This window comes from Spirillospora sp. CA-142024, from assembly GCF_050942325.1.
Taxonomy (GTDB): domain Bacteria; phylum Actinomycetota; class Actinomycetes; order Streptosporangiales; family Streptosporangiaceae; genus Spirillospora.
Map to the genome: position 1 here is coordinate 7,486,508 of NZ_CP192077.1, position 13,106 is coordinate 7,499,613.

At 72.7% G+C, this 13,106-nt stretch carries 12 protein-coding genes; 7 read left to right on the forward strand and 5 right to left on the reverse strand.

The features are described 5' to 3' along the window. Positions 1-10 precede the first annotated feature (10 nt). Complete coding sequence (locus ACQPZP_RS35330; RefSeq protein WP_433474025.1) at positions 11-1,264, reverse strand: NAD(P)/FAD-dependent oxidoreductase; 1,254 nt, start codon at positions 1,262-1,264, stop codon at positions 11-13. A 120-nt stretch (positions 1,265-1,384) separates the two neighbouring features. On the opposite strand from ACQPZP_RS35330, the gene ACQPZP_RS35335 reads away from it, so the two are divergent. Together ACQPZP_RS35335 and ddaH are read left to right on the forward strand one after the other, a co-directional pair. Further along, entirely contained in the window at positions 1,385-2,911 is a 1,527-nt protein-coding gene (locus tag ACQPZP_RS35335; protein ID WP_433474026.1) for a helix-turn-helix domain-containing protein, read from the forward strand. 126 nt (positions 2,912-3,037) lie between these two features. Beyond that, entirely contained in the window at positions 3,038-3,877 is an 840-nt protein-coding gene (ddaH, locus tag ACQPZP_RS35340) for a dimethylargininase (protein ID WP_433474027.1), read from the forward strand. Here ddaH and ACQPZP_RS35345 read toward each other — a convergent pair. Both ACQPZP_RS35345 and ACQPZP_RS35350 read right to left on the reverse strand, forming a co-directional pair. Further along, positions 3,874-5,055, reverse strand: coding sequence for an MFS transporter (locus ACQPZP_RS35345; RefSeq protein WP_433474028.1), 1,182 nt, complete (start codon positions 5,053-5,055; stop codon positions 3,874-3,876). The genes ddaH and ACQPZP_RS35345 overlap by 4 nt on opposite strands. Before the next feature lie 112 nt (positions 5,056-5,167). Further along, the gene (locus tag ACQPZP_RS35350; RefSeq protein ID WP_433474029.1) at positions 5,168-5,740 is read right to left on the reverse strand and encodes a helix-turn-helix domain-containing protein; all 573 of its coding nucleotides are present in this window, start codon (positions 5,738-5,740) and stop codon (positions 5,168-5,170) included. A gap of 65 nt (positions 5,741-5,805) precedes the next feature. Here ACQPZP_RS35350 and ACQPZP_RS35355 point away from each other — a divergent pair, with 65 nt between their 5' ends. Both ACQPZP_RS35355 and ACQPZP_RS35360 read left to right on the forward strand, forming a co-directional pair. Then, positions 5,806-6,705 carry an NAD(P)/FAD-dependent oxidoreductase gene (locus tag ACQPZP_RS35355; RefSeq protein WP_433474030.1) on the forward strand — a complete coding sequence of 300 codons (900 nt, stop codon included), beginning with the start codon at positions 5,806-5,808 and terminating at the stop codon, positions 6,703-6,705. A gap of 10 nt (positions 6,706-6,715) precedes the next feature. Then, a complete protein-coding gene (locus ACQPZP_RS35360; RefSeq protein ID WP_433474031.1) occupies positions 6,716-7,711 on the forward strand; it encodes a hypothetical protein in 996 nt (331 codons plus the stop codon). Here ACQPZP_RS35360 and ACQPZP_RS35365 read toward each other — a convergent pair. Beyond that, entirely contained in the window at positions 7,698-9,146 is a 1,449-nt protein-coding gene (locus tag ACQPZP_RS35365) for a WS/DGAT/MGAT family O-acyltransferase (protein ID WP_433474032.1), read from the reverse strand. The two genes, ACQPZP_RS35360 and ACQPZP_RS35365, sit on opposite strands and share 14 nt — an antisense overlap. Before the next feature lie 247 nt (positions 9,147-9,393). Here ACQPZP_RS35365 and ACQPZP_RS35370 point away from each other — a divergent pair, with 247 nt between their 5' ends. Further along, entirely contained in the window at positions 9,394-10,071 is a 678-nt protein-coding gene (locus tag ACQPZP_RS35370) for a uracil-DNA glycosylase (RefSeq protein WP_433474033.1), read from the forward strand. Here ACQPZP_RS35370 and ACQPZP_RS35375 read toward each other — a convergent pair. Next, entirely contained in the window at positions 10,068-10,928 is an 861-nt protein-coding gene (locus tag ACQPZP_RS35375; RefSeq protein ID WP_433474034.1) for a hypothetical protein, read from the reverse strand. The genes ACQPZP_RS35370 and ACQPZP_RS35375 overlap by 4 nt on opposite strands. A 132-nt stretch (positions 10,929-11,060) precedes the next feature. On the opposite strand from ACQPZP_RS35375, the gene ACQPZP_RS35380 reads away from it, so the two are divergent. Together ACQPZP_RS35380 and ACQPZP_RS35385 are read left to right on the forward strand one after the other, a co-directional pair. After that, positions 11,061-11,834 (forward strand): lysophospholipid acyltransferase family protein, encoded by a 774-nt coding sequence (locus ACQPZP_RS35380; protein ID WP_433474035.1) that lies wholly within the window; start codon positions 11,061-11,063, stop codon positions 11,832-11,834. 61 nt (positions 11,835-11,895) lie between these two features. After that, positions 11,896-13,104, forward strand: a complete 1,209-nt coding sequence (locus ACQPZP_RS35385) for a DUF5925 domain-containing protein (protein ID WP_433474036.1) — start codon at positions 11,896-11,898, stop codon at positions 13,102-13,104. Positions 13,105-13,106 lie beyond the last annotated feature (2 nt).

Below are 13,106 nucleotides of genomic sequence, written 5' to 3' on the forward strand. Positions count from 1 at the left end.
CCCCCAGTCGTCAGCGAAGGGGGTCGAAAGGGGCCAGTTCGACCGGGCGGCGGCCGGTGGCGATCATTTCGGCGAGCAGGTTCCCGGTGGCCGGGCCGAGGGTGATGCCCCACATGCCGTGGCCGCCGGCGGCGAAGACATGCGGGGAGCGCGTCGCGCCGATCAGGGGGAGGCCGTCGCGCGTGCAGGGACGGGACCCGACCCACTCGTCCCGGCGCGCGTCCAGGTCGGCGCCGCGCAGCAGCGGACGGGCGGCCTCGACGATCGCCTTGATCCGGCGGGGGTCGAGCGCGGCCTCCGGGCGGCGGAACTCCATCATCCCGGCGACGCGCAGCCGGTCGCCCAAGGGCGTGCACGCCACGCGCTGGGCGGGGAAGTAGACCGGACCGTCCGGGACGCGGTCCATCGGCACGCTGAAGCTGTACCCGCGGCCCGCCTGGACCAGGGAGCGGACACCGAACCGCTTGGCGAGTTCACCGAGCCACACGCCGCTCGCGATCACGACCGTGTCGAACGCCTCGAAGTCGCTCCCGGTCGTCCGGACGGCGACGCCGCCCGGTTCGTCGCGGACACCGGTGACGGCGGCGCCCGCCCGGATCTTGCCGCCGCGGGCGCGGACGGAGTCGGCCAGGGCGTGCACGAACACGCCGGGGTCGATGAAGCGCTGGCCGCGCAGCCGGATCGCGGCGCCGACCTCCTCCGAGAGGGCGGGCTCCACCTCGCGCGCCTCGTCGCCGGTGAGGACGTCGTACTCCAGTTCCTGACCGGCCGCGCGGATGTGCTCGATCTCCTCCAGCAGGACGCGCCGCTCAGCGGACGTCCGGTACGCGGCGAGGAAGGACCCGGCGTCGCGGGTCTCCGCCTGGACGCCGCCGGCCAGCAGCGCGTCGAAGCTCGGCAGCGCCCGGCCGTTGATCGGCACGAGCGACTCCATCGCGCGCCGCCACCGGGCCGCGGTGCTGTTGCGGGCGAACCCCGCGAGGAACCTGAGCAGGTCCGGGTTCGCGCTCGGCGGGACGTAGACGGGCGACGACGGGCTGAGCACCGCGCGCACGCCGTAGGAGAGGACGGCCGGTTCGGGCAGCGGGGTCGCGAGTCCCGGCGTCAGCCACCCCGCGTTGCCCCAGGACGCCCCGGCGGCGACGTCCCGCCGGTCGAACACGGTGACGTCCGCGCCGTGCTCCTGCAGGAACCATGCGGTGGACAGCCCGACCATGCCCGCGCCGACGACGGCCACCCGCCGCGGCTCCGTCTCCAGAGCCATGGCGACTCCTCTCCTCGTGAAACCGGTCACTCCGATGGTGGTACGCCCACCCGCCGATGCCCCCTGTCGCATTCGGCCAATCCGAGCGGATCACATAGTGTGAAAGGCACAATGATCGGCTTGACGGACCTCGTCGACTCGCTGAGCCCCGGGCTGCTGCGGATGGTCGAGGACGGCCGCGACGCCCCGGTGCACGACGTCGTCCTGGCCGAGCCGGGCGAAGCGGCCGGGCAGCCCGGCGAGCTCGTCCTCGGGGTGGGGCTGACCGGCCCGGCGGACGCCGTGGCGCTGCTGGAGCGGGCCGGCTCGGCGGGAGCGGCCGGTGTCGTCCTGAAGGCGCCCCTGGCCGGCGCGCCGGAGGTCGTCGCCGCCGCGCGGCGGCTGCGGCCGGCGCTCGTCGAACTCCAGCCGGACACGTCCTGGACGCACGTCATCTGGCTGGTGCGCGGCGCCATCGACCGCGCCCACGCGCCGCTCCCGGGGCCGTCCGGCCCGCACGACGACCTGTTCGCCCTCGCCGACACCGCGGCGGAGATCGCGGACGCCCCGGTGACGCTGGAGGACGCCCGGTCGCGGGTGCTCGCCTACTCGGGACGCCAGGACAGCACCGACCCCGCGCGCGTCTCGACGATCGTCGGGCGGCGCGTCCCGCCGCAGGTCATCGCCCACCTGCGAGCCTCCGGGGTGTTCCGCAAGCTGGCGCGTTCGAGCGACCCGGTCCTCGTCCCCGAGGGCCCGGACGGCATGCTGCCGCGCCTCGTCGTCCCGGTCCGCGCCGGAGGCGAGTGGCTGGGCTCGATCTGGGTCGTGGCGAGGACGCCGATTCCTGCGGACCGCGTCCGGCGCCTGGCCGACCTGGCGTCCGTCCTCGCCCTGCACCTGCTGCGCATGCGCGCCGAGGCCGGGGTCGCACGGCGCGTCTCTGCGGACCGGCTGCGCGCCGCGCTCCGGGACGGCGCCCACCCCGTCCCGGCACCGCCGCCGTGGCGCGTCGTGGCTCTGGGCAGCGGCGACGACACCGAGGACGTCCGGCAGCGCCTCGACCTCTGGGACGCGATCGTGCACCGCTTCGGCTGGCACCGCCCGCTCCTCACCGACGTCGACGACACGCTCTTCGCCGTCCTGACCGACCCGCCCGGCCCGCGCCGCGACGCCGGGACGATGCCCTGGCTGCACCACGTCCTCGCCCAGGTGCGCTCGCACGACCGCACCCTGTACGCGGCGGCGGGCGGCCTCGCCCGCTCCCCCGCGGACCTCCCCCGCTCCCGCGACGAGGCCGCCGAACTCGCCGCTCTCATCGCCACCGGCCGCCTCGCCCCCGGTTCCCTGCGCCTGGAGGACGCCTGGGACGCCCTCATCGTCGAACGCGCCAGAAAGGCGGGCGGCGGCGACCTGCTGGGCGGCCCCGTGCCCGCCCTCCGGTCCCACGACGAGAGGCATGGAACGGCATTCCTCCCCACCCTTGCCGCCTGGCTCGACCACTACGGCGACACGAAGGGGACCGCGCAGGCGCTCGACGTCCACCCCAACACCCTCCGGCACCGCCTGCGAAGGATGTCCGAGGTGACTGCGATGGACCTCGCGTCGCCTCGCGTCCGGCTGGCCGTCCGGCTTCAGCTCAGCGCTCTGCACGCACGCAACGATTAGCGCACAGGGGCCGCAGAGACGCAACGAAATGCCTGCTCAGCACAAGGTTCGCGCATTGGTTTGCGGCGGTTTCGTTTCTAGGCTTTCGCTAGTCGATCCCCCTTCGGATGTCCCCTGGAGACACGTATGACCGTCATGCCGGCGATTGAGCCGAGCGTCGTCCGCACCGCGCTGCGGAAGCGCTACCTGATGTGCCGCCCGGAGCACTTCGCCGTCACTTACGCGATCAATCCGTGGATGGACCCGGCGGCCGGCGCCGACGCGGGCACAGCCGTGCGGCAATGGGAGGAACTGCGGGCGGCGTATCTCGCGCTCGGGCACGAGGTGAGCCTCATCGACCCGATCGAGGGGCTGCCCGACATGGTGTTCGCGGCCAACGGCGCGCTGGTCGTCGGGGGGCGGGTGTACGGAGCCAAGTTCACCCACGCGGAGCGGCAGGCGGAAGGCCCCGCGTACGCCAAGTGGATGCTGGAGAACGGGTTCTCCGAGGTGCTGGAGCCCGAGCACACGAACGAGGGCGAGGGCGACTTCCTCACGCTCGACCACGTGATCCTGGCCGGGACCGGGTTCCGGACGGAGATCGCCGCGCACCAGGAGGCGCAGGAGTTCCTGGGCCGTCCGGTGGTGACGCTGCGGCTCGTCGACCCGCGCTTCTACCACCTGGACACGGCGCTGTTCCCCCTCGGCGGCGACAACGTCGCCTACTACCCAGGCGCGTTCTCCCCCGGCAGCCGCGCGGTGCTGGAGCGGCTGTTCCCCGACGCGATCCTGGCGGGTGAGCAGGACGCGGCGGTGCTCGGCCTCAATGCCGTGTGCGACGGCCGCAACGTCGTCATCAACGCCGAGGCCGCCGAGCTGATCGGCACGCTGCGGGCGCACGGGTACGAGCCCGTCCCGATCGATCTGTCGGAGTTGCGGAAGGCGGGCGGCGGACCCAAGTGCTGCACGCTGGAGCTGCGCTCCTAGCGCTGGTCGAGGGCAAGGCGGCGGCGGGCGAGTGCGCGGGTGCGCAGGACGCCCGCCACGCCGATCACCCAGATCCCGATCTGGACGGTCCAGGCCGCCCGGAACGCTCCGGGCGTGAACTCGCCGGGGGGCGACAGGGCGTCCAGGACGAGCCCGATCAGCAGGATCGTGACGAGCGAGGCGCAGAAGCCGCCGACGTTGACGATGCCGGTCGCGGTGCCCTGCCGGCCGGGCGGGTTGAACGTCCGGGCGTAGTCGAAGCCGATCATCGAGCCGGGGCCGCCGGGGGCGACGCACAGCACCAGCAGCACCAGCAGCCAGGACGGCGCGGGCGGCGGCCAGGCGAGGACGACCGTCCAGGCGGAGACGTTCAGCGCGACGATGCCGAGGACGAGCCAGGACCGGCGCAGCGGGTAGCGCGCGACGAGCCGTCCGATGAACGGGCCGGACACGACGTTGACCAGCACGAACAGCGTCAGCAGTGTGGACGCGGCGGACGGGCGCATGCCCTGCCCCGACACCAGGTACGGGTAGCCCCACATCAGCGCGAAGGTGTTGGACGAGAACTGCGTGACGAAATGCGACCAGAGCCCGAGGCGGGTGCCGGGATGGCGCCACGCCTCGGTCAGGTTCGTGCCCGTCTCGCGCAGCGACGGGACGTCGGCGCGGCCTGGACCGTTCCGGAGGAAGGCGACGGCGAGCACCGCCATGAGGACGCCGAGCGCGGCCGCCGAGCCGAACGCGGTGCCCCATCCGGGGCCGTGCAGCAGGGCGACGAGGGGTATGGCGCTGAGCACCTGCCCGAGCTGGCCGAGCTGCCCGGTGAGCTGCGTCACGACCGGGACGTACCGGCCGGGGAACCAGGTCGCGACGATGCCGAGGACGCTGATGAACGTCATGGCGTCGCCCGCGCCGACCAGCACGCGCGCGGCGACGGCCGTCCCGACGTCGGTGGAGACCGCCATGAGCGCCTGCCCGGCGGCCATGAGCAGCGCGCCGCCGGCGACCATCCAGCGCGGGCCGACGCGGTCGAGCAGGAGCCCGACGGGGATCTGCAGGCCCGCGTAGACCAGCAGCTGCAGGACGGTGAAGGACGCGAGGATCCCGGCGGACGCGTCGAACCGGTGGACGGCGTCGAGGCCGACGACGCCGAAGGACGTCCGGTGCAGTACCGCCACGGCGTAGGCGAGGACGCCGACGCTCCACAGTGCCCACGCGATCGGGGCGGCCTTCTGTTTTTGCGGGGATTCAAGGGGAGGTTAGGCGGTCTGCACGAGTACACACGTTATGTCACGACTTCTTTGGCCTCGCGCGCAGGTGCATCCGCTCACCCTGCGGCCCGAACAGGCTGAGCACCTCGACCGGCCCGCCGGCGCCGCCGAACCAGTGCGGAAGCCGGGTGTCGAACTCGGCCGCCTCCCCCGGCTCCAGGATCATGTCGCGTCCGGCCAGATGGAGGCGGAGCCGCCCGTTCAGGACGTACAGCCAGTCATAGCCCTCGTGGACCCGCGGCTCCGGCTCCGGCAGCCGCTCCGGGACGACCATCTTGAACGCCTGGACCCCGCCGGGACGCCTGGTCAGCGGCAGGACGACCATGTCGTGCATGCGCTGCGGGCGCGGCCTGATCCGCGGGTCTCCGACGTCCGGGGCGCCGACCAGTTCGTCCAGCGGGACCTGGTGCGCCTGCGCGAGCGGGAGCAGCAGCTCCAGGCTCGGCCGCCGCTTGCCGGACTCCAGCCGCGACAGCGTGCTCACCGAGATGCCGGTGGCCTCCGCGAGCGCGGTCAGTGTGACGTTTCTCTCCTGCCGCAGCCGCCGGAGCCTGGGCCCGACCCCGGCGAGGACGTCCTCGGTCGTCTCCATGCCGTTCATTGCAGTTTCGGCAAAGAAGTTTGTCAAACCCGCCGGCGCCGTCGCACCCTCGTGGCATGGATGAACGAGATGTACTGATCATCGGCGGCGGCCCCGCCGGGCTGAGCGGCGCCCTCGTCCTCGCCCGGGCCCGCCGCACCGTCACCGTCGTCGACGCGGGCGAGCCCCGCAACGCGGGTGTCGGGCACATGCACGGCTTCTTCACCCGCGACGGCATGCCGCCCGCCCGCCTTCTGGAGACCGGCCGCACCGAGGTGCGCGGCTACGGCGGCGAGATCGTCGACGGGGCGGTCACGCGCGCCGAGGAGGGCTTCGTCCTCACGCTGGCCGACGGGTCCCGGCTGAAGGGGCGGCGCCTGCTCGTCACGACCGGGGTGACCGACGTCCTTCCCGACATCCCCGGGCTGCGGGAGAGGTGGGGCCGCGAAGTGCAGATGTGCCCCTACTGCCACGGGTGGGAGGTCCGCGACAGGAAGATCGTGGTGCTGGGGACGTCCCCGAACTCGATCCACCAGGCGTCGCTGATCCGGCAGTGGTCGCCTGACGTGACGTTCGTCGCCGCGCGGGCCCCTGAGGACGAGGACGCGGCCCGTCTGGACGCGCGCGACATCCCGGTCGTCGCGGACGAAGTGCGGCGCGTCGTCGTCGAGAACGACCGGCTGACCGGGCTCGAACTGGCCGACGGCCCGGTGCTCGCCTGCGACGCCGTGTTCCTCGCGCCGACCTGGGTCGCCAAGGACGGGCCGCTCACCGATCTCGGCTGCGAGATCGGCGACGACGGCTTCGTGAAGGTGGACGCGACCGGGCGGACGAGCGTCCCCGGCGTGTGGGCCGCGGGCAACGTCGTCACCCCGGCCGGCCAGGTCATCATGGCGGCGGCGGCCGGCTCGATGGCCGCCGCGATGATCAACGCCGACCTCGTCGAGGAGGACGTCGCGCGGCGGCTCGCCGCCTAGGGTGAGCGAGGTGGACGAGCGGGAGTGGCAGGAGGCGCGGGCGGCGTTGAACGCCGGACGCGGGCGGCTCGGCGAGGTCGCGAGCGCCCTGTATCCGGACATGCCGCGCGTGGCGGGAACGCCGCTGCTGTGCCGGGACGGGTGGGTTCCGGAAGCGCCGATCCCGCTGGAGTCGGTCCGGCTGGAGTGGGACGCCCACCCCGCCCCGCCCGCCGTCGCCGATCCGCCCGACGGCCTGCCGGACGGCTACCGGACCTACGCCGAGGCCCTGGCCGCGCTCGCACCGCCGAGGATCTTCGAGGACCGCCCGAGCTACCGGCTGCTGGAGGCCGGAGCCGAGTTCCTGCGGCTCGGTTCCGCGCGCTACTTCGACGCCGTGAACGTGGGCGAGTCCGCCGCGCACGAGCTGGCCGCCGGCGTCCGCGGCCTGCCGCTGCGGAACCGGATCGGCGACCCGTGCGACCTCACCCGGCGGGCGGCGCTGCCCGCGATCACCACCGTGACGGTGACGACGTCCGGGAGGTACGTCCTGCACTGGCGCGACCCCGCGAAGGTCGCGCATGCCGGCGGGCTCTACCAGGTGATGCCGGTCGGCGTCTTCCAGCCGCTCGGCGACGAGGCGCCCGACCTGTGGTGGTGCATGGTCCGCGAGTACGCCGAAGAACTCCTGGGGGCGGAGGAGGACTACGGCGACGGTTTCGTCCAGGACGAGTGGCCCTTCCACAGGACGCTGACCGCCGCCCGAGACGAAGGACGGATCCGGGCGCACTTCCTTGGTCTGGGCGTGGACCCCCTGACGTTCGCGCTCGACCTCCTGACGGCCGTCGTCATCGACGGCGACCTGTTCACCGAGCTCTTCGGAGGCCTCGTCGCGGTCAACGCCGAGGGGGAGGTGTCGATGGCGCCGTTCGACGGGACCGTCCCGCGGCCGATGCAGCCGGCCGGCGCCGCCGCGCTGAACCTGGCGTGGCGGCACCGGGCGGCGCTCGGCCTCACTCGCGGCTGAGCGACTTCAGCTCGTCCAGCGCGTCCACCAGGTGGTCCACGATCTCGGACGGGTCGGGGACGAGGTCGCGGCAGGCGACGATGCCGACGTCCACCTTCCCGTCGTAGGAGAACACGGTGATGTTCAGCCCGCCGCTGACGTCCGTGATGACGGAGATCGGGTAGTAGCCGAGCACCTTCGCCCCGCACAGGTACAGCGGGAACTGCGGGCCTGGGACGTTCGAGATGACGAGGTTGACCGGGCGCAGCGAGACCGCCGGCGCGGCCTGCAGCGCGAGCCGCGTGACGGCGCCGGCGATGGGCACCGGGACCAGCTCGCTCATGTCCCGCACCCAGCCGCCGGACGACCCGGTGAACCGCCGCTTGGCGACGTCCATGTCACGGCGGACGGAGGTGTACCGCTCGGCCGGGTCCGGGACGTGCGTGGCCAGCGGCGCCGTCATGATCGAGACCTGGTTGCCCGGCTCGGCGGCCGCGTCGGCACGCCGTCGCAGCGACACCGGCACGGCCGCGACCAGCGGACGGTCGGGCAGGTCGCCGCGCTTGTCGAGCCACTGCCGCAGCGCCGTCGCGCACAGCGCCATGACCACGTCGTTGACGCTGCCGCCGAGCGCCCGCCGGATCTCCTTGATCTCCGCCAGCGGCAGCTCCCCGCACGCGACGGAGCGGCGGCGGCCGATCGGGTGGTTGAACGGCGTCGGCGGCGCGCTCACCCGCGGCGCCCTCGGCAGCTCCGGCCGGCGCAGGGCGCCCTGCACCATCGACGACACGAGCCCGACGCCCGGGATGGACGACAGGCCGGGGATCTCGTCCAGATAGGGAGCGGTGCGCGCGGCCGACATGGCGGACCGGACCGGATGCGTCGCGGCCCTGAGCAGTCCCGTGCCCAGCATGCTCGCCGTGCCGGGCGCGCGGGCGGGGGCGGCCTCGTCGGCGGGCAGGTCGCGGGGCTCGGGCGACAGGTCGAGCAGCGCGGCGAGCGTCTCGGCGGCCATCACGCCGTCGATCGCGGCGTGGTGCACCTTCACGTAGACGGCCGTCAGGCCGCCGGCGAGCCCCTGGATGAGCACCATCTCCCACAGCGGACGGGACCGGTCGAGCGGCTGCTCGTGCAGCATCGCGACGAGGTCGGCGAGCTGCCGGTCGGTGCCGGGCTCCGGCAGCCCGAACTCGGAGATGTGCCGCTCGGGTTCGAAGTCCGGATCGTCCTCCCAGTAGGGGTTGTCCAGGCCGAGCGGCACCTGGACGAGCCGCTGGCGCAGCGGGCGGGCGGCGAGGTGGGCGCGGTTGCGGATCAGCTCGGCGACCAGCGGGACGGTGAGCCGGCCGCCGGGGCACGTCCCGGCGTCGACGATGCCCAGCCCGGCGATGTGGGCTTGGGTGGTTCCGTTCTCGGCATGGAGGAAGGTGGCGTCCACGGTGGTCAGCTGGCTCATGCTCTCGTTCCGTCCGCTCGTCCTGCGCCGTCCTTACTCTCTAGGAGTTATGCGCTCCACGGGCCCAGGTCAACGCGAGCCGCCAGGAAGTAACAGCGACTTAACGGGGCGTTTCACCCAGTTCACCGGGCACTTTCCACGGCGCTTGAAAACATTTGCCCGACGCTCGACCTCTTGCGGTCAAAAAACTTCACATTCCGGGCGGGGGCGGAGCGGCGACGCGATCGCCGCACTAGGGTGGTGCGCCATGACGGCACGACCACTCTCGGAGATCGTCGAAGCGGGGTGGGCGACCGCGCTGGAACCGGTCGCCGGGACGATCGCCGCGGCCGGCGACTGGCTGCGCGGCGAGGTCGCCGCCGGGCGCCGCTACCTGCCCGCCGGGAACCACATCCTGCGGGCATTCACCCAGCCGTTCGACGACGTCCGCGTCCTCATCGTCGGCCAGGACCCCTACCCGACACCCGGTCACCCGGTCGGCCTCAGCTTCTCGGTCGCCCCCGGAGTCCGGCCGCTGCCCGGCAGCCTGGTCAACATCTTCCGCGAGTACTGCGCCGACCTCGGCCACCCGGAGCCGTCCAACGGCGACCTCACCCCGTGGACGGAGCAGGGCGTCTGCCTGCTCAACCGGTCGCTCACCGTCATGCCGGGCAAGCCCGGCTCGCATCGCGACAAGGGCTGGGAAGAGGTCACCGAGCAGGCCATCCGAGCCCTAGCGGCCCGGAACCGGCCCCTCGTCGCCATCCTGTGGGGACGCGACGCCCGCAACCTCAAACCGATGCTCGGCGACGTCCCGTGCATCGAGTCCCCGCACCCGAGCCCGATGTCGGCCGACCGCGGCTTCTTCGGCTCGCGCCCGTTCTCCAGGGCCAACCAGCTTCTGGAACAGCAGGGCGCGTCGCCGGTCGAGTGGAAGCTGCCCTAGGCGTCTTCGGGAAGGCGGCGCAGGAGGGCGGCGAACTCGTCGGTGCCGTCCAGGGACGCGGCGGTGGGGAGGGGCGTCAGGCGGCGCTCGCCGTGGCTCCAGTAGACGCCGGGGGCGCACGGATCGTCGGCGGCGGCGTGCATCTCCCGGACGACGTCCGCGAAGACGGGCAGCACCTCGCGGACGGACCTGGACGAGATCGGGTACAGCAGCAGCGAGCTGTGACAGGGGACGCCGACCAGGGCACCGTGCTCGTTCGGCCACGGGAGGAACTGGTCGACCTCGCTGAGCAGCGCCGACACGTACCGGCTGCCGGGCTTGCTGACGACGCGGACGTTGCGGCCCGGCAGGAGCGGCTGGTCGTGCACGGACACGTCGGCCAGTTCGCGGTCGTGGGTGTTCGTCATCACGTAGCCGAGCTTGTGCAGACCGAGGAGACCGGCGCGGGCCTTGGTGAGCGGACCCCCGAAGCGCGGATGCTCGATCATCACCATCGCGTCGAAGTGGTCGCCGGCCGGGACGACGACGAGGCCCTCCCGGTCGCGGGGCGCGAGCTTCGGCACGATGCGCAGCCGCAGCAGTTCCCGGACGTCGCCGAACAGCTCCATCTCACCGACCGCGAGGAACGCGCGGTCGCCGACCTCGCGGACCCACTCGTCCACCACCTTCGGCCACGCCGAGCGCGGCTCGCGGGCGCACCGCTCCAGCACCGTCCAGCTGGAGGCCCGCGCCTCCGACCGGCCGACGGGCAGCACCACCTCGGAGGTACCGGGGTCGAACCAGGCGCTGGGCGCCAGGGCGGGCAGCACGTCGCGGATGAGCGCGTGCACGTCCGCCGCCGCGTCCAACGGTTCCATGGAGCTCATCCTCCCTCAGCCTTCGGCGGATCAGGTACACCCCACCTTCTCAGAGTTCGGCCCGGTTGTGCGATGCATCGCGATCCCCGGCTCGCACTCGCTGATCATGAGCCGCTCAAGTACGGTGCCTTCATGCGCGAACTCGTGTACCCACCGGTGATCATGACGGCTCGTGGTGTGTTCAAGGCCCTGAACATCAAGTTCCGTCTTGAGGGGACCGACCGGATCCCCAGCACCGGTGGCGCGGTGCTCGTCAGCAACCACGTCAGCTACCTCGACTTCATCTTCGCCGGTCTCGCCGCCCACCCGGCGGGCCGGCTGGTGCGGTTCATGGCGAAGAAGCAGATCTTCGACAACCGGATCGGCGGGCCGCTGATGCGCGGCATGCACCACATCCCCGTGGACCGGGACGCGGGCGCCTCGTCCTACGCGGCGGCGCTGAAGGCGCTGAAGGGCGGCGAGATCGTCGGGGTGTTCGCGGAGGCGACGATCAGCCGCTCGTTCACGATCAAGGACATCAAGAGCGGCGCGGTGCGGATGGCGGTGGCGTCCAAGACCCCGCTGATCCCGGTCGCGCTCTGGGGCCCGCAGCGGATGTGGACCAAGGGCCGCAAGCGCCGGCTCCTCCAGCGCAACGTGCCGGTGACGATCCTCGTCGGCGAGCCGATGTACCCCAAGCGCGGCGACGACTACGACCAGGTCACCCGGGACCTGCGCGCCCAGATGGAGGCGCTGCTGGAGAAGGCGCAGCGCGAGTACCCGGACGTCCCCCGCTCGGACGAGACGTGGTGGCAGCCCGCCTACCTCGGCGGCACGGCGCCGACGCCGGAGGAGGCCGAGAAGCTCGACCTGGAGGAGGCGGAGGCCCGCAAGGCCGCACGCGACACCGAGGAGGGCGGCTCCTGACCGGGGCGAACCCGTCTAATTCGGTGGACGCGCTCCGCCGGATGGCGTGATCATCGATGTCATGACCATGTCGCAGGAGAGGCCGCAGGAGGTCTTGCATCTCATCGAGCCCCGGGAGAACGTCGCGGATCTTGGTGAGGGGACGACCCCCCACACCCCCCGGAACGTCATGGAGCCCGGGCCTGACTCCACGCTGCCCGTGGTCTTCAACCTGAGCGACAACAACTCGCCGGCCGACGTGATGGACGTGCTGTCGCTGCGTCCGTTCGCCTCCGGCGAGCAGCCCTGGTCGCGGTCGACGCGGCTGGAGAACGTCCGGTCGGAGGCCCCGCTGCGCCCGGACGACGCCCGGCTCGTGCGGGTCGCGCACGAGAAGGGCAAGGAGTCGGTGCTGGCCGAGGGCGACGGCTGGACGCTGCTGACGAACCGCTGGAAGAGCGGCGTCGCCTACGTCGCCGTGTCCGCCATCACCGACGAGCTCGCCGAGACCGTCCTCGAAGCGTCGGTGAAGGACGCGACCGAGCCGCCCAAGGTGGACGAGACCAGCGTCGAGATGGGCTTCTGGCACATGGGGACGCACGGCCCCGTCCGCAGCGAGCGCGCGATCACGGCCGACTCCTGGGACGACATCCGGCGCAACTACACCGCGCCGGTCGCCGAGGCGCTCGACCAGGTCATGAGCCTGACCCGCGAGGAGGTCGCGGGCCGGCTGCTGCTCCTGCACGGGCCGCCCGGCACCGGCAAGACCACCGCGCTGCGCGCCCTCGCCCGCTCCTGGAACGACTGGTGCCAGGCCGACTGCGTCCTCGACCCCGAGGCGCTGTTCGGCACGCCGAGCTACCTCATGGAGGTCGCGGTCGGCGACGACGAGGACGAGAACCGCCGCTGGCGGCTGCTCATCCTGGAGGACTGCGACGAGCTGATCCGCGGCGAGGCCAAGCAGTCGACGGGTCAGGGCCTGTCGCGACTGCTCAACCTCACCGACGGCATGCTCGGCCAGGGCCGGGACGTGCTGGTGGCCATCACCACCAACGAGGACCTCGCCATGCTCCACCCGGCGGTCGTCCGCCCCGGCCGCTGCCTGGCCCAGATCGAGGTCGGCCGCCTCACCCGCGCCGAGTCGCTGTCCTGGCTGGACGGCACCGACGTCCCGCCCGCCGAGATCGGCGCCGACGGCGCGACCCTCGCCGAGCTGGCCGCCCTCCGCAAGGGCGAGAAGCGCCCCGAGACCCAGGAGGGTTCGACCACGGCGACCGGCTTCTATCTCTGAGC